Annotated in this window: 20 protein-coding genes; 10 read left to right on the top strand and 10 right to left on the bottom strand. The window is 61.2% G+C overall.

Translation table 11 applies throughout. The features are described from left to right. Positions 1-67: 67 nt before the first annotated feature. Positions 68-955: an SDR family oxidoreductase gene (locus HGP17_RS17060; RefSeq protein ID WP_168811058.1), complete on the bottom strand. Its 888-nt coding sequence runs from the start codon at positions 953-955 to the stop codon at positions 68-70. Positions 956-1,047: 92 nt separating this feature from the next. On the opposite strand from HGP17_RS17060, the gene HGP17_RS17055 reads away from it, so the two are divergent. Together HGP17_RS17055 and HGP17_RS17050 are read left to right on the top strand one after the other, a co-directional pair. Continuing rightward, the gene (locus HGP17_RS17055; RefSeq protein ID WP_168811056.1) at positions 1,048-1,881 is read left to right on the top strand and encodes a helix-turn-helix transcriptional regulator; all 834 of its coding nucleotides are present in this window, start codon (positions 1,048-1,050) and stop codon (positions 1,879-1,881) included. Positions 1,882-2,134: 253 nt separating this feature from the next. Further along, on the top strand, positions 2,135-3,076 hold the full coding sequence (locus HGP17_RS17050) for an NmrA family NAD(P)-binding protein (RefSeq protein WP_205926019.1): 942 nt from the start codon (positions 2,135-2,137) through the stop codon (positions 3,074-3,076). A gap of 15 nt (positions 3,077-3,091) precedes the next feature. Here the strand turns inward: HGP17_RS17050 and attM are convergent, their stop codons facing one another. After that, positions 3,092-3,883 (bottom strand): N-acyl homoserine lactonase AttM, encoded by a 792-nt coding sequence (gene attM / locus HGP17_RS17045; RefSeq protein ID WP_205926018.1) that lies wholly within the window; start codon positions 3,881-3,883, stop codon positions 3,092-3,094. A gap of 110 nt (positions 3,884-3,993) precedes the next feature. On the opposite strand from attM, the gene HGP17_RS17040 reads away from it, so the two are divergent. After that, complete coding sequence (locus tag HGP17_RS17040) at positions 3,994-4,875, top strand: LysR family transcriptional regulator (protein WP_168811054.1); 882 nt, start codon at positions 3,994-3,996, stop codon at positions 4,873-4,875. A 17-nt stretch (positions 4,876-4,892) separates the two neighbouring features. Here the strand turns inward: HGP17_RS17040 and HGP17_RS17035 are convergent, their stop codons facing one another. Next, the gene (locus tag HGP17_RS17035; protein ID WP_168811052.1) at positions 4,893-6,212 is read right to left on the bottom strand and encodes an MFS transporter; all 1,320 of its coding nucleotides are present in this window, start codon (positions 6,210-6,212) and stop codon (positions 4,893-4,895) included. A 109-nt stretch (positions 6,213-6,321) separates the two neighbouring features. Between HGP17_RS17035 and HGP17_RS17030 the strand changes: the two genes are divergently transcribed. Beyond that, positions 6,322-6,774, top strand: coding sequence for a helix-turn-helix domain-containing protein (locus HGP17_RS17030; protein WP_168811050.1), 453 nt, complete (start codon positions 6,322-6,324; stop codon positions 6,772-6,774). 42 nt (positions 6,775-6,816) lie between these two features. Here the strand turns inward: HGP17_RS17030 and HGP17_RS17025 are convergent, their stop codons facing one another. From HGP17_RS17025 to HGP17_RS17010, 4 genes are all read right to left on the bottom strand, one after another. Continuing rightward, the gene (locus HGP17_RS17025; RefSeq protein WP_168811048.1) at positions 6,817-7,698 is read right to left on the bottom strand and encodes an NAD(P)/FAD-dependent oxidoreductase; all 882 of its coding nucleotides are present in this window, start codon (positions 7,696-7,698) and stop codon (positions 6,817-6,819) included. Continuing rightward, the gene (locus tag HGP17_RS17020) at positions 7,695-8,144 is read right to left on the bottom strand and encodes an Rrf2 family transcriptional regulator (protein WP_168811046.1); all 450 of its coding nucleotides are present in this window, start codon (positions 8,142-8,144) and stop codon (positions 7,695-7,697) included. Before HGP17_RS17020 ends, HGP17_RS17025 begins: the two co-directional genes overlap by 4 nt. 103 nt (positions 8,145-8,247) lie before the next feature. Beyond that, complete coding sequence (locus HGP17_RS17015; protein WP_168811044.1) at positions 8,248-8,832, bottom strand: isochorismatase family protein; 585 nt, start codon at positions 8,830-8,832, stop codon at positions 8,248-8,250. Positions 8,833-8,943: 111 nt separating this feature from the next. Beyond that, positions 8,944-9,690 carry a sulfite exporter TauE/SafE family protein gene (locus HGP17_RS17010; RefSeq protein ID WP_168811042.1) on the bottom strand — a complete coding sequence of 249 codons (747 nt, stop codon included), beginning with the start codon at positions 9,688-9,690 and terminating at the stop codon, positions 8,944-8,946. Between the two features lie 96 nt (positions 9,691-9,786). Between HGP17_RS17010 and HGP17_RS17005 the strand changes: the two genes are divergently transcribed. The 4 genes from HGP17_RS17005 to HGP17_RS16990 all read left to right on the top strand — a co-directional run bounded on the left by HGP17_RS17005 (position 9,787) and on the right by HGP17_RS16990 (position 13,546). Next, positions 9,787-10,668 (top strand): LysR family transcriptional regulator, encoded by an 882-nt coding sequence (locus HGP17_RS17005; RefSeq protein ID WP_168811040.1) that lies wholly within the window; start codon positions 9,787-9,789, stop codon positions 10,666-10,668. An 89-nt stretch (positions 10,669-10,757) separates the two neighbouring features. Next, positions 10,758-11,564, top strand: a complete 807-nt coding sequence (locus HGP17_RS17000) for an alpha/beta hydrolase (protein WP_168811038.1) — start codon at positions 10,758-10,760, stop codon at positions 11,562-11,564. 135 nt (positions 11,565-11,699) lie between these two features. Next, on the top strand, positions 11,700-12,821 hold the full coding sequence (locus tag HGP17_RS16995) for an alkene reductase (protein ID WP_168811036.1): 1,122 nt from the start codon (positions 11,700-11,702) through the stop codon (positions 12,819-12,821). Beyond that, positions 12,818-13,546: an SDR family NAD(P)-dependent oxidoreductase gene (locus tag HGP17_RS16990; protein WP_168811034.1), complete on the top strand. Its 729-nt coding sequence runs from the start codon at positions 12,818-12,820 to the stop codon at positions 13,544-13,546. Before HGP17_RS16995 ends, HGP17_RS16990 begins: the two co-directional genes overlap by 4 nt. A 34-nt stretch (positions 13,547-13,580) precedes the next feature. Here the strand turns inward: HGP17_RS16990 and HGP17_RS16985 are convergent, their stop codons facing one another. Continuing rightward, positions 13,581-13,874, bottom strand: a complete 294-nt coding sequence (locus HGP17_RS16985; RefSeq protein WP_168811032.1) for a hypothetical protein — start codon at positions 13,872-13,874, stop codon at positions 13,581-13,583. Between the two features lie 150 nt (positions 13,875-14,024). On the opposite strand from HGP17_RS16985, the gene HGP17_RS16980 reads away from it, so the two are divergent. Then, on the top strand, positions 14,025-15,083 hold the full coding sequence (locus tag HGP17_RS16980) for a LacI family DNA-binding transcriptional regulator (protein ID WP_168811030.1): 1,059 nt from the start codon (positions 14,025-14,027) through the stop codon (positions 15,081-15,083). Positions 15,084-15,186: 103 nt separating this feature from the next. Here HGP17_RS16980 and HGP17_RS16975 read toward each other — a convergent pair whose 3' ends face one another. Beyond that, positions 15,187-17,352, bottom strand: coding sequence for a mechanosensitive ion channel family protein (locus HGP17_RS16975; RefSeq protein ID WP_168811028.1), 2,166 nt, complete (start codon positions 17,350-17,352; stop codon positions 15,187-15,189). A 166-nt stretch (positions 17,353-17,518) separates the two neighbouring features. Between HGP17_RS16975 and HGP17_RS16970 the strand changes: the two genes are divergently transcribed. Next, entirely contained in the window at positions 17,519-18,475 is a 957-nt protein-coding gene (locus HGP17_RS16970) for a hypothetical protein (RefSeq protein ID WP_168811026.1), read from the top strand. A gap of 24 nt (positions 18,476-18,499) precedes the next feature. Here the strand turns inward: HGP17_RS16970 and pncB are convergent, their stop codons facing one another. After that, positions 18,500-19,804: a nicotinate phosphoribosyltransferase gene (gene pncB, locus HGP17_RS16965; protein ID WP_168811024.1), complete on the bottom strand. Its 1,305-nt coding sequence runs from the start codon at positions 19,802-19,804 to the stop codon at positions 18,500-18,502. Positions 19,805-19,808: the final 4 nt, after the last annotated feature.

Below are 19,808 nucleotides of genomic sequence, written 5' to 3'. Positions count from 1 at the left end.
TCGATTTTTCCGGGCCAATCTGACTTGGCCGATAACGACCTAGCTCAAGCCCGGAAAGCATGTTCTTTCAAACCTGAAGCTCAGCCAGATCTTCAAGCAGCTTCGGGCCGGTCGGCTCCCAGCCGAGCGTCTGGCGCGTCTTGGCGCTCGAGGCCAGCATGTCGCGCGTGGCGAACATGGAGAGCCAGCCGAAATACTCCTGCGCCTCGTCCCTGCCAACGGATTTTACCGGCAGGTTCAGGCGGCGGCCGATGACTTCGGCGATATCGCGCATTGCCACGCCTTCTTCGCCAACCGCATGATACTTGGCATTCGGCTCGGCGCGTTCGACCACGAGGCGGTACAGGCGGGCAACGTCGGTGAAATGCGCCGCCGGCCAGCGATTGCGTCCTTCTTCGATATAGGTGCAGACGCCCTTTTCCCGATACATCGCAATCAGTGGCGTAATGAGGCCCTGGCTGACCGGATCATGGACCTGCGGCAGACGCACGACCGAAACATTGACGCCGATTTCGCTCGCCAAAATCCCTGCTTCCTCGGTGGCTGCGCGCGGATGCGTGTCCGAACCGACGATCGGATTGTCTTCCCTGGCGGGCTCGCCGGGGATCGTGTTGGCGATCGGCGTACCCGAGGTAATAACGAGCGGACGCTGAGAGCCGGCAAGCGCTGAGGCTAACGTCGCGATGACGCGGCGATCATCCTCGCAATTCTCGACGAACTTCGAAAAGTCGTGATTGAAGGCGAGGTGTATGACGCCGTCCGATTGAGACGCGCCGCTTTTCAGGATTTCCATATCTTCGATCGTGCCGTGAAGGACCTCGGCGCCGGCAGCGGCAAGCGCGACCGCCTTCTCTTTCGAGCGAGAAAGGCCGAGCACCTGATGGCCGGCTCCGATCAATTCCCTAACGACATGCGAGCCGATATTTCCGGTCGCGCCAGTAACGAATACACGCATAAGCACTGTCTCCTTATTTAGTCGGGACACATCTGTGCCTATCTGCTATTCTGGTAAAGTAGTGACTTTATCATAGTAAAAGAACTAACAGGATGACCGACTTAATCGAAACTGAAAACGTGCTGGGCACATATTTGCGGGATCGTCGGGCCAAGCTCGACGCATCGGCCCTCGGCTTTGCTTCCGAACGGCGCCGAACGCCGGGCTTGCGGCGCGAAGAGGTGGCGCAGCGCGCCAATATCAGCCCCACATGGTACACATGGCTGGAACAGGGGCGCGGCGGCGCGCCATCCGCCGATGTGCTGGACCGGATCTCCCGCGCGCTGATGTTGACGGAAGTGGAGCGGGAGCATCTGTTTCTCCTCGGTCTTGGGCGTCCCCCCGAAGCACATTACCGGAAGAATGACGGGGTTACCCCGCGGCTGCAACGCGTGCTCGATGCTCTGGACCCCAGTCCAGCTCTCATCCGCACGGCAACGTGGGACGTCATCGCCTGGAACCGGGCGGCCCCCGTGATGCTGGTGGACTACGGATCATTGCCGCCGGAAGAGCGCAATATTCTGCGCTATATCTTTCTCGATCCGCGTGCGCGTGCCGTTCAATATGATTGGGAAAGCGTCGCTCGTTTCGCCCTGGGTGCATTCCGCGTCGATGCCGCTCGCGCCGGTGCTGCGGCCCTGATCGAGCCGTTCGTGGCGGAGCTTTGCCGCATCAGTCCGGAATTCAGGGCCATGTGGCGTGAGAACGACGTTCCCACCACCCACACCGAAGCCGTCAAGCATATCCGCCATCCGGTTCTAGGGCCGCTTTCATTCGAATACTCAGCCTTTTCCGTCGACGGTCGAACCGATCTCAGCATGATCGTCTATAACCCGGCAACGCCCGACGATGCCGAGCGGATCAGATCGCTGCTGCCGCAATCCTGAAGGAAGGGCGGGCGAAGCGCAGGTTCGCTGATCCATCTGTTGACGCCGGCGACAAAGCCGGCGTAAATTCTCTCCGTCGAAAATGGCAGGCTTGGTCTCGGTAGGCCCAGGCCCTTCTCTCTTGAATGGAGAAGCTCTGTTTCGCGCTCGCGCGAATACCCCGACAGTCCCTGCGCCTCGTGCGCGTTTCGGGTCTGCTCGGTAGCTGTTTGACGACGCTTCCCCGGCAGATCCTGTTCGAAGGAGTCTCGCCATGTCCATGATCGACCGATCCAAGCCCATTCTCGTCTATCTCGCTGCCGGCGTTCAAGGCAGCGCCGTCGTCCACGCCGCGCTTCGACACGGCTTCAAGGTCCGTGCCCTTGTCCGTGATCGAAGACGCGCCACCGCGCTATCAGCGCTTGACGTCGAGCTTGTCGAAGGGGATCTTCGTGATGCCGCCTCGCTGCGCGCCGCCAGCGCCGGTGTCGCCCATGCCGTGCTGCAGATCCCGATCGGGTCTCAGGCGGATATGCGTATCCAGACCGACAATGCGATCTCTGCATCCCTTGGCAGCGGGGTGAACTCTGTCGTCCTGAAGCTCGCAAGCGCCAGTCGGCCGGCGCCGTGCGAAGAACCGAGCTTCGTCGCGAATGCGATGATCGAGGAGATCGTGTGCGCGTCGGGGCTACCATTCGCCATCGTCCGCCCGACCATGTATCTCGATAATCTGCTGAAGCCATCGGCTCGCACGGATATTGTCATACATGGCGTCTTCGCGCCGCCGATTGCCGAAGCCCAGCGTATCGCCTGGACTTCAGTCGATGATTGCGCCCGCGCCGCTGTTACTCTTCTGGAACGGGGCATTACATCCGGCGACCATCGCATCGCTGGGCTGGAAAGCGTTGATGGAAACGAGCTTGTCACGCGCATCGGTGCAGGACTTGATCGCCGGATTGCCTATCGTCAACAGCCGCTCGACGAATTCGAGCGGGATGTGGATGTTGTGATGGGGCCGGGAACCGGGCGCCGCGTTGCCTCGAAATTCCGCTTCTTCGCATCGCATCCGGAAGATGCGGATGCGATGCTCGCCGCGCCCTTCACGCCACAGGGCGGCCTTGAGGATTTCCAGCCGACCGGCATCGAAGAATGGGCTCGACAGCATCGGACGCACTTCCTCGCGACGGAGCAAGCGCCATCAGGCGGCCAAGGCTGATCACCGGCCAGCCGTTCAATCATAGTAGGCTGGAGCCTGCTTGAACTTCGGCCATGCCTCGGGATCATGCCCCGTGACCACCATGGCATCTGTCTGCTCGGCAAGCGCACGCAGCTTGCCGACGGATCGCACCGTGTCGACGGCGGACGCCATGAAGCCGGGGAGCGCCTTTTCGTTCCAGTGATCGAGGGTATAGGCGGCATCGATGGCCAGCAATATCGCGCCCGTATTCGGTAGCTGCACGAGTAAGGATTGGTGACCGACGCTGTGGCCCGGCGTGAAGATCATCCGCAAGACTCCGTCGCCATAGGGGTCATAGCCATCGGTGGCGTCGCCCTCGAGGAAATGCCATTTCAAGTCGGAACGATCGAAGTCGCGGCGGGCATAGGCGCCGGCGGCGAACCAATCCGGCGCGAAGGCATATTCATATTCGCGGCGTTGGACGATGTGGGTCGCATTGGGGAAGCGGCCGACCGCACCGCTGTGGTCGGAATGCAGATGCGACAGCACGACGAAGCGGATGTCTTCACGAGATATGCCAAGTCTTGCCAGTTGCGCGACGCATCCTTGCTCCTCAGTCATCACAGGCTGGTAGCTGTCGATCACGTCGCCCCAGTAGCCGCGCGGATCGGCAAGGCCCTCCACCGCCAGCCCACCATCGATGACGACATTGCCCTTGGGATGGGTGATGAGAAACCAGGGGACCGGGATTTCAATATCGGCATCGCCGCCCTGATTCATCCTGATGTCGTGGGCCTTGCACCGCTGCGTGCCCGATTGAAACATGTAAAGCCTGATATCGCTCATGATGCCGACCTGTGGTTGATGGTTGCCCGTCGTTTTCGGCGATCGAACGTCTCCTCACTAGATGGCATCACCCGCTTACATTTATCGGCAGAGCCGATATATAGGCGCGCATGGATCTGTTGTTGGCGATGCGTGTCTATGTCAGAGTGGTGGAAAGGGGCAGCATGTCGGCCGCTGCCCGCGATCTCGGCATGGGCCAGCCCGCTGTCAGCGAGCGGATTGATCGGCTGGAGCAATATCTCGGCGCCAAGCTGCTGCTCAGAAACACCCGCAGGCTTTCGATCACCGATGTGGGCGCGGCCTTCTATGAGCGCAGCAAGCAGGTGCTCGAAAGTGCCGACGATGCCCTGACCGTGGTAAACGGCGATCAACCCCTGCGTGGCACGCTGAGGATCGCAGCGCCGCACGGCATCGGCGAGATCATCCTGCCGTCGATCCTGCTGCAGATGCGCAAGCGCCATCCGCTGCTGAAAATCGAGCTGATCCTCAACGACAGGATCGTCGACCCCGTAACGGAGGGTGTCGACATCTCGCTGCGTCTTGGCGATCTCGGCGAAGGCAGCTTCATTGCCCGCAAGCTCGGACATGTCGGCCGCGTGCTCGTGGCGTCACCGGCCTATCTCGATGAGCATGGAACGCCGACGAAGCCCGATAAGCTTGCCGACCACCCCTTCCTGCGGGTCGCCGGCCTTTTCAACGGCGGCCGGCTTCCCTTGATTGACCCAGATGGCCAGACCCAACTTGCCGCCATCAACATCGTCCTCAGCACCAGTCATTGGCGACCGTTACACAGCCTTCTCCTCGATGGCGCCGGCATTGGCGTCCTGCAGGAGCCGGTCTGCACCGAGGACCTGGAGAGCGGCAGGCTGATCCGCCTGCTGCCCGATATGACCGTACCCGGCTTCGATCTGCATGCGCTCTATCCACCGATCAGGCCCATGCCGCCGCGCATTCAGGCGGTGCTTTCCCTCTTGAAGGAGCAATTGAAATGACAATCCATAGCTGAAAGCTAGACACTGAGCCGATCGACGCTCTGCGTCGCCGCCTCTGGCGTTGCCCGCAAGGTCAGAGCCCAGAAGAGGAGTGTCGCGAGGCTGATGGCCGCACCGGACAGGCAAACGCCGGTCCAACCCGCATGGGCGTATATGATCGTCGATGTCGAGGACCCCAGCGCACTGCCGATCGAGTAGAAGACCATGTAGGCGGCAGTCAGTCGGTTTTGCGCGTCCGGCCGGACACGATAGATCATGCCCTGATTGGTGACGTGCGTCGCCTGCAGGCCGAAATCGATGACGAGGACACCGAGGATCAACCAGAGGATCGAGCGATCCAGCATGGAGATCGGTAGCCAGGCAAACAACATGAGGGCCAGCGCGATCCCCGTGGTGCGCTGGCCGTGACCGCGATCAGCCCAGCGCCCTGCCCTGATGGCGCCAAGCGCCCCAGCGGCACCGGCAAGGCCAAACAGGCCGACCTCGGTGTGGGACAGCGAGTAAGGCGGCGCCGTCAGCGGCAGCACGAGCGGCGCGAGCAGCGTGGTGATATTGGCGAAGATCAGCATGGCGATCACGGCGCGGATGCGCAGCACCGGCTCTTCGACGAGCAGGGTTCCGAGCGAGCGGATAAGAGCGAAATAGGAGAGACCACCCTTGGGTCTTTGCTGCCGCGGCAGTGCGCGCCAGAGAAGCAGTGCGATCACCAGAGTTAGTACCGCAGAGACGAGATAGACAGTTCGCCAGCCAGAGAGATCAGTCAGCGTTCCCGCAACGCTGCGCGCCAGAAGAATGCCGAGCACGATACCGCTCGTGACCATGCCGACGATATGGCCACGCTCGGCGGGATACGCCAGGCTCGCCGCATAGGCAACGAGCGCCTGCGTCACCACGGCCAGAAAGCCGACGGCGGCCATGGAGGCAAGCAGCATGGCGGCACTGCTGGAAAAGCCGACGCAGACGAGTGCGGCAACGCTCAACAACGATTGCACGATGATGAGCTTGCGTCGATCGACAAGATCCCCGAGCGGCACCAGAAGGATAAGCCCCAGTCCGTAGCCGACCTGCGTCGCCCCGACGATCAGGCCGGCAACCGTGCGCGACAGCTTGAGATCATCGGCCATGACATCGAGAAGTGGATGGGCGAAATAGGCATTGGCCACCGCCAGACCGCTGGCGACGGCAAATAGAAAAATGGTGGCTGATGTCAGCGCTGCGCCGCTTTCCACTGGTGGGGAAAGATCGCCACCGGCTGCGGCTGCGGCCGCTTCCTCGGAGCCAAGACGTGCGATATCGCTCGCGCCGCCCGCCGGCGGCACGTTTTGCCTGATGGTCATTGCAAACTCCCGTGCTTTTAGTTTAATAATAAAACCATCGATCGGTTAGCATGAATGGTTTAATCATGCAACCAACCTGACACGTGAATAATGGAGAAGATTTCGGCAAATGGTCGCGCGGAAAAGTCTCAAGGGGGATTATTGCCCGAGCGCGCGCTCATTGGACGTGATCGGCGACTGGTGGTCGCTGCTGATCGTGCGTGACGCCTTCGACGGGCTGACACGTTTCGGCGAGTTCCAAAAGAGCCTCGGCATTGCCAAGAACATCCTGACCGAACGCCTGCGGACGCTGGTGTCGACCGGCATTCTGGAACTTGTTCCAACGAGCGCGGGCGGCGCGCGCATGGAATATCGCCTGACAGCAATGGGGAAGGATCTTTTCCCGGTGATGGTGGCGCTTCGCCAGTTCGGCGAGCGCCATCTCTTCGCACCGGCAGAAGACCATTCCTTACTGGTCGACCGCACGAGCGGCCAGCCTGTGCGCCTCGATATCCGGGCGCAGGACGGCAGGTCCGTCGGCCCGGATGAAACGATTATCGTGAAGTTGCCAGACGGCGAATAAGGCCGCTGGCGTCAGAAGGCGGCGATGCCGCCAGAGACAATTCTAAAACACCAGCGATCGATGCAGCTGCGCACCGGCCCAGGCTCCGTCGCCGACGGCCAGCGTAACCGAATGCGGGATGCGCGCAGCATCACCGCAGGCAAAAGCGCCTGATATGGTGGTTTCCTTCATCGCGTCCGTCTGGATCTGCGTGCCGAAAGGCGTCTCCTCGATCGCGCAGCCGAGGTGCTCGGCGACAGGGCTCGCCGGCGCCACTTTGGACGCTGTAAAGAGCCCGGCAAATTCCAGCAGGCGGCCATCGGTCAGCCGCACATTCGCTGCGCCTTCCAGCCTTTCGACCGGCGTTTCCTCGATGATTACGCCGCGCACGACAAGATCGGCGCGCTGCTCGGCATCGGGAACAAAAGACCCGTTCAGCAACAGCGTCGTCTCTCCCCACTCAGGCAGCAATTGCGCCTGATGCAGCGACATCGGGCCGGTCGCGATACAGCCGATGCGGCCCTGATCCAGTTCATAGCCATGGCAATAGGGGCAATGGAAGACCGACTTGCCCCAGCGTTCGCCGAGACCAGCGACTGCGGGTAGCGCATCCGAGACACCCGTCGCAAACAGAAGTCGCCTTGTGTCGTAACGCGCGCCATCGGTGGTCGTGACGGTGAACGCATCCTTCGCGCCCTCTGCACGCTCAGCGAGCCCTTCCACCCATGTCAACGTCGGATAGGCCAGAAGCTGTTCGCGCGCCTTGCGAGCGATCTCGGCGGGATCGACGCCATCCTGTCCGAGAAAGCCGTGAGACTCGTCGGCGAAGCGATTGCGACGCTTGCCGGCATCGATGACAAGTACCTTGCGGCGGGCACGGAGAAGCTGGAGGGCGGCTGCCATTCCGGCGTAGCTGCCCCCGATAACAACAACATCCTGGCTCATGAATTGGTCCTTTCTGCACGCCATTTCGCATGACGCCGGGTAAATTCGGTGGCGAGATCGGCAAGCGTGACGTTTTGAAAACGCTGAAGCAGCAAAGCCTCGGCTTCAGCAAAAGCATCGTCGAGAACGGAATTCACCGATTGTTCGACGAGACATTCCGGCACCTCGTTACGATTGCCGATGGCAAAGACCGCCGGCTCGCCGAGCGCTTCATGCAACTGCCTGAGGGTTACCGCCTTGAGATCGGCGGCGATGGTCCAGCCGCCCGTGTGCCCCTTGGCGGAGCGAACGATGCCGACATCGCGCAACAGCCCCATGATGCGACGCACGACGACGGGGTTGGTGTTCATGCATTGCGCAAGGGTTTCGGATGTCAACGGCCCGTCATGCTCGGCCATATGGAGCAAGGCGTGAAGGACGGAGGAAAGGCGGCTGTCTCTTTTCATGTAACTTCAATTATTACGATTCGAAGCGACATGCAAGTGCGAGCTAACTCTGTGGCTGCTCATGAGAAGAGACATCGACATGAGACGATGGGCGGTGCGTGGGTTAAGCGCGCTTCTTGAAGCGGACGTCGCGTGCCGAAGCGCAAATCCTGATCTCGTCGCCGAGCGACCATTCGGCCGCCCTTGCCGCCATGGCGGCCGGCACCCCGTCCGACCCCGGCCCGGCCGGGACATCATAGGTCGCATGAGCATCATGTGGCAGCAACACGCCATAGCCGCGCCTGAGCGCCGCGCGTGCGGTTGCCGCGACACACATCTCAGAAAGCATGCCGCAGATCGCAAGGTGACGAGCGCCCAATGCAGTCAGTATCGCATCGAGATCTGTGCCATCGAAGCCATCATCACCGGTTTTCCTGACGACGACCTCGCCTGATTGCGGGGAAAAATAGAGTTTCCATCCCGGCCGAAACGGCTCGTCCGGCGCTCCGGCTGCCCCGTCGTTCTGCAGAAAAATCACCGGCGCCCATGCCGACCGCGCCTCGTCCAGCAGGACCTCGATCATCGACGTCAGCGCGGCATGGCCTGGAACGGCGTCGGGTCCTTGCACGAAGGCATTCTGCATGTCGATGACGAGCAACGCATCAACCAGCTTGCCAAAATCGCCGGTTTCATCCTGCTTGCTTTCCATTCGATCCGTCGCCCCCTATTTCACTTCACACCATATGGCTGCCGCGCGAAGAGAGTTCAAATCCTCAGGCGGCGCTTCGGCCCACCATCCGCAGTTCAGATAGCGCAGCGCCTAGATCGCGGCTTTCAAGACCATTTCAATCCCCAGAAGAAAAAGACAAATCAGGAACCAGCGCCGAAAGGCTGCAGGGCTGACGCGATGGCGAATGATCTGTCCGGCCCACATGCCGGCCAGTGCCGGAACGATCGAGAGCGCCGACAGCGCGAGATTGTCGATGCGGAAAGCGCCATGCCACACTAGAGCTGCGGCCAGCGCTACCGTGGAGACGGTAAAGGAGAGGCCGAGCGCCTGAACCAGATCATCCTTCTCGAGACCGAGCGCTTGAAGATAAGGCACCGCCGGCACGACGAACACGCCGGTGGCGCCGGTCAGCAGGCCGGTCGCCAAGCCAATCAGTGGCGAGAGCCATGGCTCCAAACTCGGCGGCACGCGAAGCTGCCTGGCAAACAGCGCATGCAGGGAATAGAGGGAGAGCGCCGCACCAAGAGCAGCCGTCGTCAGTAGCGAATTGCCGCTGGTCAGCAAGGACGAACCGGCGAAAGTCCCGGCGACGACCGCGACCGCAAGCAGCCAGAGGCGCCGCACGAGGCTGCCGAAGCTTGGACCTGCCAGCAGCTGCCAGACGTTCGTCACGAAGGAAGGAACGATCAGCAGACTGGCGGCGGTGAGCGGCGAGATCAATGCGCCAAGAACCCCCATCGCTACCGTCGGCAGCCCCATACCAGTCACGCCCTTGACGATGCCGGCGGCAAAAAAGGTGGCGAAGATCGCGGCAATAAGCAATGTCGAATGATCCATGCCTTTACGTAGCAAATCCGAGGCGGCGGACAATGCGGATGGCGCGAAGTCAGGGTTCGGCTACCCCGAAGTCTGAAGATGCGATAGGCTTGCGCCATGCGCTTCGATCTGACCGACCTTCGCCTCTTTCTTGCCGTCGTCGATGCCGGGAGCATCACGCATGGAGCCGCTGAGGTCGGACTTTCGTTGCCCGCTGCCAGTGAGAGATTGCGCGACATGGAAGCAGGCGGCGGCATGCAGCTTCTCGAACGCGGCCGACGCGGCATTCGCCCGACGCCGGCCGGCGAGGCACTTGCGCATCATGCCCGGCTGATCCACCGGCAGCTCGCGCAGATGCGCGGCGAACTCGGCGAACATGCAAGCGGCCTGCGCGCGACCATCCGCATTGCCGCCAACACCGCCTCGATCGCCGAATTTCTGCCTCCACGCCTTGGAGACTGGATGGCGGAACATCCTCGTATCGATATCGAACTCAAGGAGCGCCAGAGCATCGAGATCGCGCGGGCCATCTCGGCTGACTTGGCCGATATCGGCATTCTCTCGGATGCGGTGGATACGTCTGGTCTCGTCCTGAAACCATTCGCCATCGACAGGCTTGTGGTGATCATGCCCCGCGATCATGCACTTGCCGCAGCAAAGCAGATCGCTTTCGCCGAGGTGCTGGACGAGCCGTTTGTCGGACTGACAGGCGGTGCGCTGCAGGAGCATATCGATGCCCAGGCCGCCCGGCTCGGGACGAGGCTGAAAATGCGCGTGCGCATGCGCGGCTTCGACAGTATCTGCGAAATGACGGCGCGCGGTGTCGGTCTGGGCATCATCCCCGAAACGGCGGCAAGGCGTTATGGCCGCACCCTGAAGCTTGCCACATCACGTCTTAGCGACAACTGGGCCACCCGGCGGCTTTCGATCTGCGTACGATCTCTGGACGAATTGCCGCCGCCAGCCCGAAATCTTTTCGAGCACCTGGCAGGGGCGTGACGCTCACTCACTGTTGGAAAAAGAGCGTGGGATCGACTAGGGTTCTTGGCTTGGCCGTCGGGAGGAGATGGCTTGTGGGGGAAATCAGCATGGAATTTCACGACGATGATCTCGAGCGTTTCGAGGCAGAGGGCGCAGCGCCCCTGCCCGACACGCAGAACAAAGGCTACGTCGATCACGACGGCATCCGACTCTGGTATGCATCCTATGGCAACGGCGCCCCGGTGATCCTGCTGCACGGCGGGCTCGGAAACAGCGGCAACTGGGGATACCAGGTGCCAGCGCTTGTCGACGCCGGCCGCCGCGTCGTCGTCATCGACAGCCGTGGTCATGGCCGCAGCACGCGCGACGAACGAGCCTACAGCTATGAGCTTATGGCGTCGGACGTTCTCGCCGTCATGGACAGCCTGAAAATCGATCAGACAGCCATCGCCGGCTGGAGTGACGGCGCCTGCACGGGCCTCATCCTCGCAAGAAACCATCCGGAGCGCGTTTCCGGCGTCTACTTCTTCGCATGCAACATGGATCCAAGCGGCACGAAGGAGTTTGTGGCGACACCCATCGTCGACCGCTGCTTTTCGCGCCATGTGAAGGATTATGCCGCTCTTTCGGCCACGCCGGACGTGTTCGACGCTTTTGTCGAGGCCGTCAGCCTCATGCAACGGACGGAGCCGAACTACACGATCGACGATCTCGCCGATATCGAGGTGCCGGTCGCCATCGTTCACAGCGAGCACGACGAGTTCATCAAGCGCGAGCATGCCGACTACCTTGCCCGGCACATCCCAGGCGCGGAACTGGTTCTGTTGCACGGAGTCAGTCATTTCGCGCCGTTGCAGCGGCCCGCGCAATTCAATGCCGCCCTCCTCACTTTCCTCGCTCGGATTTCGACCTGATGCGCAATTCAGTTGCGCACGTCCGATTGCTGGAATAAATGACGAGCATCATCTTATTCGAACACCCGAGACCGAATCGCCATTGACAGGCCCTTCCGCCCCGGGGAGCAAATCAGCTCCAGGCAGGAGAATTTTATGACAATCGACTTGTTTTCGCCGCTTGCTATCGGTCCTTACGAACTGGCGCATCGCATCGTCATGGCGCCACTCACCCGTATGCGGGCGAGCCAGCCGGGCAATGTCCCTTCGGCACTGAATGCGGAATATTATGCGCAGCGCGCGACCGAAGGCGGGCTCATCATTTCAGAAGGCTCGCAGATCTCCTTTTCCGGCCAGGGCATGCCGGCAACGCCGGGCATACATACGGCGGAGCAGGTCGCGGGCTGGAAGGCCGTGACGGACGCCGTGCACTGTAAGGGCGGAAAGATCTTCCTGCAGCTCTGGCATGTCGGCCGGATTTCCCACTCTTCGCATCAGCCGGGCGGCTCGCCGCCCATCGCTCCGTCAGCCATCGCCGCCAAGGGGCAAGCAGTGACCGCCTCCTTCGAACGCGTGCCTTTCGAGACGCCGCAAGCGATCGACATCGATCTCATGCCGCTGCTGATCGATGTTTACGCGCAGGCCGCTGCCAATGCGAAGCAGGCGGGTTTCGACGGCGTCGAGATCCACGGCGCCAACGGCTATCTGATCGAGCAATTCCTGCAGGCGCGCACCAACCAGCGCACCGACCAATATGGCGGCTCGATCGAGAACCGCACACGCTTGCTCTTGGAAGTGGTCGAGGCGGTCTCCGATGTCTGGGGCTCGGAGCGCGTCGGCGTACGCCTCTCGCCGTTCGGCATTGCCAATGACAGCGGCGAAGACGATCCTTTGCGCCTCTACGGGCATGTCATTCGCGAACTGGATCGGCTGCATCTTGCTTATCTGCATCTGATCGAGCCGCGCGCCAGCGGTGCGGGTCAGGCCGAGGTCGACCACAAGAACGTACCGTCTGCCGTCGAACTCTTCCGTCCCGCCTGGTCGGGGACGCTGATTGCAGCCGGAAACTTCCGGCCGGAGACTGCCGCGGCAACGCTCGCAGCCGGTCACGCCGACGCCATCGCCTTCGGGCGGCTGTTCATCGCCAATCCCGATCTGCCGGAACGCATTCGCAGACATGCGCCTCTCAACCCCTATCATCGGCCGACCTTCTACGGCGGCGGCGCGGAGGGCTATACCGACTATCCGACGCTCGATGCCAGGGAGGCCGCCGAATGAGCACGCCGAGCGCCGTTATCGTCGGAGTGGGAGCAGAACAGGGGCTGGGCGCCGCGCTGTGTCGGCTTCTCGCTGGCAAGGGCTATCATGTCGTCATCGCCGGCAGAACGCTGGCCAAAATCGATCAGGTGGCGGCAACCATCAAGGCATCCGGCGGCAGCGCTGAAGCCATCGAGACCGACGCAACGGACGAGGCAGCTGTGACCAAGCTGTTCGACCACGCCTTTGCGCGGCAGGATGGCATCGCGGCGCCTGATTTTGTCGTGTTCAATGCCGGCATCAATCGCCCGATCGGTTTTCGTGATCTGACGGCTGCGCAATTCGAAGAATTCTGGCGCGTCTGCTGCTTCGGCGGCTTCCTCGTCGGGCGTGAGGCTGCGCGTCATCTCGCGCCGCTTGGCCGCGGCACGGTGATCTTTACCGGCGCTTCGGCGAGCCTGCGCGGCAAAGCGGGCTATGCGCAATTTGCGGCTGCCAAGGCTGGCCTTCGCATGATCAGCCAGAGCATGGCGCGGGAATTCGGACCGCTTGGCCTGCATGTCGCCCACACCATTATCGATGGCGGCATCGACGGCGAGCGGTTGCGGTCGCGCAGACCCGACGTTGACGCGGACAGCCTGCTCAACATCGATGCCATCGCCGAGAGCTACTGGCACATTCACCGTCAGCATCCCTCTGCCTGGACCCAGGAACTCGATCTGCGACCTTACAAGGAACACTTCTAAGCCGCCCCCGGTTGTGAATGCCCATCCCATTGCTCTAGCAATTTCGCGATAGGGCTTTGGCGAGCGCCATGAGATGTGGCTCGTTCAGTTCGCTGCGGCACCGATTGTCGGTGCCGTCTTCCCTATCGGCCTCATCGCTCGGGATGGTGAAGGACCAGGCCGAAGGCTTGTCGCGGCGGCGGCGGAATAGCGCCGCCACCCACCCAAAAACGTTTCGCTGGCCCTGCTCACCTACCGGTTGTCTTGGAACTTGATGAGCAGCACTCGGATTGCATGGGTTACCCCAACGATCATCGTAGAGGTCCTTGAAGAAATGGTTGGTGCGCATGAGTTATCTCCAAAAATTGAATCGATTCAATATGGCGGCGAACCACTTCTTGAATCGGTTCAATCATACGCCTTCAAAAACTATCGTCAATCAGAATTGAACCGATACAATTCCATGCTACTATCCGCCTGAAACACAAGGAGGATTTCGTTGGCAAAAGGCACGATCAGGCTTGCGGACGTCGCCAAGGCGGCAGGCGTATCGCAAGGAACCGCCTCCAATGTCTTCAGCCGACCCGAGGTCGTGCGCGAGGAAGTGCGCGAACATGTGCTGGAGACGGCGAAACAGCTCGGCTATGCCGGACCGAGCCTGACGGGCCGGTTGCTGCGGGCGGGAAAGGTCAATGCGATCGGCGTTGCGGCTGTCGAGCCGCTTGCTTATTTCTTCAACGATCCCTGGGCCAGGGCGCTTCTCGCTGCGATTTCGGAGATCTGTGATGCCAATGGGACCGGGCTTGCTTTGGTTTCGGCGAAAGACCGGCAAACGGTCGACTGGAATGTGAAGAGCGCGCTGGTGGATGGCTTCATCCTGCTTTGTGTGGAAGGCGGCGAAAAGCTCGTCCAGCTGACGCGGGAGCGGCAGCTTCCCTTCATTGCGCTGGCCTTGAACGATGACGATCCCTCAGTCCCGTCGATCAGCGTCGACAATATCGGTGGCGCAGCCGCCGCAGCCATGCATTTGGCGGAACTCGGGCATAGGCGTTTTGCCGTGCTTGCTACCGAATTTTCCGCTGACCATATCGGGCCTGTAAGCATCGGTGAGATCGATCGGGCCATCTACTCGACATCACGCGACCGCGCGCTCGGCTATTGGCAGGCGCTTGCGGCGTTCGGCATCGGCCGTGAAGACATTCCGTTTTACGAGACCAGCAACGACAAGCCGAGCGTCGAGGCCGGTCTCGACTATCTGTTCTCGCAACCTGTACCGCCCACCGCGATCCTCGCCATGTCCGACAATATCGCCATGCTGGCCATGGCCTGGCTAAATGCGCGCGGACTATCCGTGCCCGACGACGTCTCCATCATCGGCTTTGACGGCGTACCAGAGGGGAATATGGCGGAACCGGGCCTGACGACGGTGGCGCAACCCTTTGCGGAAATCGCCCGCCGCGCCGTGCAAGCCGTACTCGAGGATGCCATGCCAACCGAACGCGAGACGATCGGCGTCACGCTCGTGGTGCGCGGCAGTACCGCCGCTCCTCCCGCCTAGCGCCAAAGCGGTTCAGTTGTTCATGGAGCCTCTGAACCGCCCTATCTTTTTGTTATCTGGCAATTCCAGACGGAAACCGCTGCGCGCTTTTCCTGGAATTGCCCTAACCTGCCTGTTGCGCATTATCGAGGTTTGCGGCGCGCATCTCGATCAGCTGGCGAGCGGCGGCGGCGGCCGCATCCTTGTCGCTTGCCACCTGCACGGTCGGGAAGGCGAACTGGATACCGTTTTCGTCGAAAGCCTGCTTGATAAGAGCGAGTGCGCTGCGGCGAATGACGGAAAGCTCATTGGGCTTTGCGGTAATCGCCAGGCGGATCTCGATCGCGAAATCGCCGAACTGCTCGACACCCTTCATCTTCAGCGTCTGGATGATATTCGGCTTCAAGTCCTCATCCTCCAGCAGCCGCTGGCCGATGTCCTTGATGATCTTCTTCAACCTCACCAGGTCGGTATCGTAGGTGACCTTGACGATGATCTTGTCGATCGCCCAATCGCGGTTCATGTTGTTGACGGCGCCGAGCGAACCGAAAGGGATGGTCGCCAGAGGGCCACGCTGATGGCGCAGCTTCACCGAGCGCAGGCTGAAGGACTCCACCACGCCTTTGTAGTGGCCGCTTTCGATATATTCGCCGATGCGGAAAGCATCGTCCCACAGGTAGAACACGCCACTGATGACATCCTTGACGATGGTTTGGGCGCCGAAACCGACAGCAACACCGACGACGCCGGCACCGGCGATCAGCGGTCCGATCTGGACGCCGAGGCCTGACAGCACCATCATCACGGCGATGATGCCGATGACGACCGCAAGGATATTGCGGAAGATCGGCAGCAGCGTCTGCAGCCTGGCCCGGCTCGCCCGCATCTCTTCGGAATCGCCGACCGCAGGCAGGGATTGCATCACCTTGCCGTCGATATAGGTTTTCGCCAGTTGCCAGATGAGATCGGCCACCAGCAGGATGACGATGCCGCCGAGAATGCCGCGAGCGACACGGCCGACATTCGATTCACTGCCGCTCATCATCGCGTGGGCTTCGACGCCGAGCATGCGGCCGAGCCAAAGGGCTGCGAAGGTAATGATCAGCGCGCGCACGCCGCGATCAAGAAGCACGGTTGCCAGCTTGCCGGCGCCGAAAATGCCATCAGCGGCATCGTGCAGCGCCTCGATCGCCCGCGTCGAGACCGACAGCGCACGCGGCAGCAATATTACGTAAATTCCGACCCAGAGCAGGCCATCGAAACCGGCCACCCAGAGACACCACAGCGCTGCGAAGAAAATCGTCAGCAGCCAGGAAATCGTCTTCGCCCCGCGTGTCTCCGGCGCCAGCGGTCTCGACCAGACGGCGCTGACCGCAATCAGGAAAAGGCCGATGCCGAGGGCATAACCGATGAGATCGCGCGCTCCGGCGGAAAAGCCGAGCGATGTGACTGCCTGCATGATGGCCCAGCCGCAGGCGAAATAGATGGCAAACAGCGTACAGCGGCGATACCAATATTCAGCGATACACCTCCGTTCGGCGATGCGGGCCACGCCGCCGTCCTCGTCGAGAACATCGTTTGCCCGGCGCATGGCGATCAGCTCCATCAGCAGCTTGCCGATGGAAATCGCCAGCCGGATCGACACCAGGGCAATGACGCAGGCAATGGCGAAGCTTTCGATGGCCGGCGGCCAGTCGAACGCAAGCAGCGGCACGAGCGTCACCAGACCATGGATGATCGCGGGAACGACGCCACCGAGAAACTGGAAGCGCGCGGCCTGCAGCTCGGTCTCGGAGCCGTCAGCCTTTGCGGCACGCTGCATATGCCTGGCATTGATGAAGCGGGCGACGACGAGCTCCGCCACCAGCCCGAGGAAAAAGAGGATCACGACCTGGATAACGATCCGCAACAGCCCTACCGACCTGCCCTCGCCCTCAAGCCTTTCCGATGCGGTCATCACCTCGTATGGCAGCGTCATGGCTGCGCCGGAGACGATTTCCAGATGACGCCGCGTATGACCAAGCATGCCTGACAGAACGGACATCTGATCGCCGTCGATAGCGGCGGGATCGGCAACGGCTGAGGACTGGCCCGCCAACTGAGCGCTGAGCCATTGCCGGACATCCGGCTCGTTCATCAATTGGATGAGTTCGCGAACCTTGTCTGGCGGTGGCGCCGAAGGTTGCGCAGTCGTCGTGGTCTGGCCGAAAGCACCGACCGGCATAGCCAATGCAAGCAGACATACAAGCAGCGCCGCAATCGACAGCCTGCCACCCCCGATACTCTTCATACGCGACGCCCTTCCGCCATCGGACCAATCGATCCACCTTTTAAATTATACGCCTTTTTCTGGCGAGCAAGCAGGCGCTTGTCGGCTGGCAACCAGCTCGGCATTGCCCCGCGGCCATTGCCGCGCTAGGGTTTGCATCAAGACCGTTCGATGCCTGGGGACGCGCGTGTTCAATTTCCTGAAGAAGCTCTTCGGTAAAAGCAAGCAACCCGAGCAACGGCTCCGGGCGTCGGAACCAGAGGCCGCAGCCCCGGTCAAGACGCTCGATCTCAATATTCCCGACGAAGCCCTGCGCGATGAGGCCCGATTTGCGGCCTATCTGCAGGAGCGGCTACCGTTTTTCGGCGACCTCATCAGGATCGACTATGACGCCGGCGCCGGCAGCCTGACGCTGCACAGCCGCAACGGCGATACGATGACCAAGTTCCTCAACAACGCGCTGTTGGCGTTGCGCGAGAAGCGCGGACAAGCCAGGGCGGAGGCGCTGCTCAACTATCTCAACATGACGGACGCCATGGATGGCAACGACGAGCTTGCGAAAGTTCTGCCGGTCCTGAAGACGCGCGACTTCGTCGATGTGGCGCGACAACAGATGATGCATGCCATCAAGGACGAGCCGGAACCGCCGCAATTCGTCTATCTCGACGAGTCGGAAGGCCTGATCAAGCTTTTCGTCATCAACGGCGAGACCGCGGTCAGCTACGTGATGTCGCCGGCATTGGAAAGCTGGGGCATCGACGCAAGCGAGCTGGCGGAACTGGCGCAAAACAACCTGCAGAAATTCCTCAACAAGACAGGTGTGCAGATCGCCAAACGCAGCCGCTTTCAATATGTCGAGGTGGACGGCCAGTTCGAATCCAGCATCGCCTTTTTGCCGAATTTCTGGGCGCAGGTGCAGGAACAATCCGGCGGCGCGGCACCGATCGCCGCGTTCCTATCGCGCGACAAGGTGTTCTTCACGCATGAGAACGACATTCAGGGCCTGCAGCTTCTGGAGCTGATCAGCGCCGATCTCAGCGATGTTCCCTATGTTATTTCGCCGGATCAGTATCGCTGGGAGAATGGCCGCTGGACCCTGTTTAAGAGGGTTGCACGAGTGGAAGCGGTGAACGTCCGCCACTAAACCGACGAGACATTTTTTGCGCCGCTAGACGAACACTTCCTGATCGACACGATCTTCCGCGCCGAAGAATTTCAGGTAGCGCTCGACTTCGGAGGGCTCGCCCGTCGCCTTTTGCGGGTTGTCGGAAAGCTTCACGGCCGGGCGGCCGTTGGCTTCGATGACCTTGCAGACGATCGAGATCGGGTTGAGACCCTTGAGTTCGGTCGGCGCGCAGCCGGCGAAATCGTTGGTGAGGTTGGTGCCCCAGCCGAAGCTCATGCGCACCCGGCCGTCGAAATGCTTATAGGTGTCGATGATCGCATCCACGTCGAGGCCGTCGGAGAAGATCAACAGCTTTTGGCGGGGGTCGCGGCCCATCTTCTTCCACCAGTCGATGATCTTTTCGCCACCTTCGATGGGCGGGGCGCTATCGGGCCGGAAGCCGGTCCAATCGGCCACCCATTCCGGCGCGTTGCGCAGGAAGGCGGCAGTGCCGAAAGCGTCGGGCAGCACGACGAGCAGGTTGCCGCCATAGAGGCGGTTCCAGTCGCGCAACACCTTGTAGGGGGCCTTGCCGAGTTCTTCGTCGGTCTTGGCAAGGGCAGCGGCAACCATCGGCAGCTCATGCGCGTTGGTGCCGACGGCTTCCAGATCGGAGTCCATGGCGAGCAGAACATTGCTTGTACCGGTGAAGGCGTGAGGCACGCCTTCCTTCAGCGCCTCGACACACCAGCGCTGCCAGAGGAAGCTGTGGCGACGGCGGGTGCCGAAATCGGAGATGCGCAGATCGGGCAGCTCTCGCAGTCGCTCGACCTTTTCCCACATCTTGGCCTTGGCGCGGGCGTAAAGCACGTCGAGCGTGAACGGGCCGAGCGCCTTCAGCGCCGTGCGCGACCGCAGCTCGTTGATGATGGCGAGTGCGGGAATTTCCCACATCGTCGTTTCCTTCCACGAGCCGTGGAAGTCGAGAATATATTGGCCGTCGCGCTTCGAAAGCTCGTATTCCGGCAGCTGGAAATTCGACAGCCACGTTAGGAATTCCGGCTCGAAGATCTGGGCGCGGCCATAGAAACTGTTACCGGCCAGCCAGATCATTTCCTTCTTTGAAAGTCTGAGCGTGCGGGCATGATCCAGCTGCTCGCGCAATTCCCTCTCGTCAATCACCTCGGCGAGACGGACACTTTTGGTGCGATTGATCAGCGAGAAGGTGGCGTCGACATCCGGATAGAGTTTCCAGATCATCTGCAGCATCAACAGCTTGTAGAAATCCGTGTCGATCAGACTACGGACGATCGGATCGAGCTTCCAGGTGTGGTTATAGACGCGGGTAGCGATATCCGTCTTGGTCATGTCG

Source organism: Rhizobium sp. P38BS-XIX (genome assembly GCF_012641435.1).
Lineage (GTDB): Bacteria > Pseudomonadota > Alphaproteobacteria > Rhizobiales > Rhizobiaceae > Rhizobium.
Note: the sequence above shows the minus strand (reverse complement) of the source record. Positions and strands in the feature narration are given on the sequence as shown.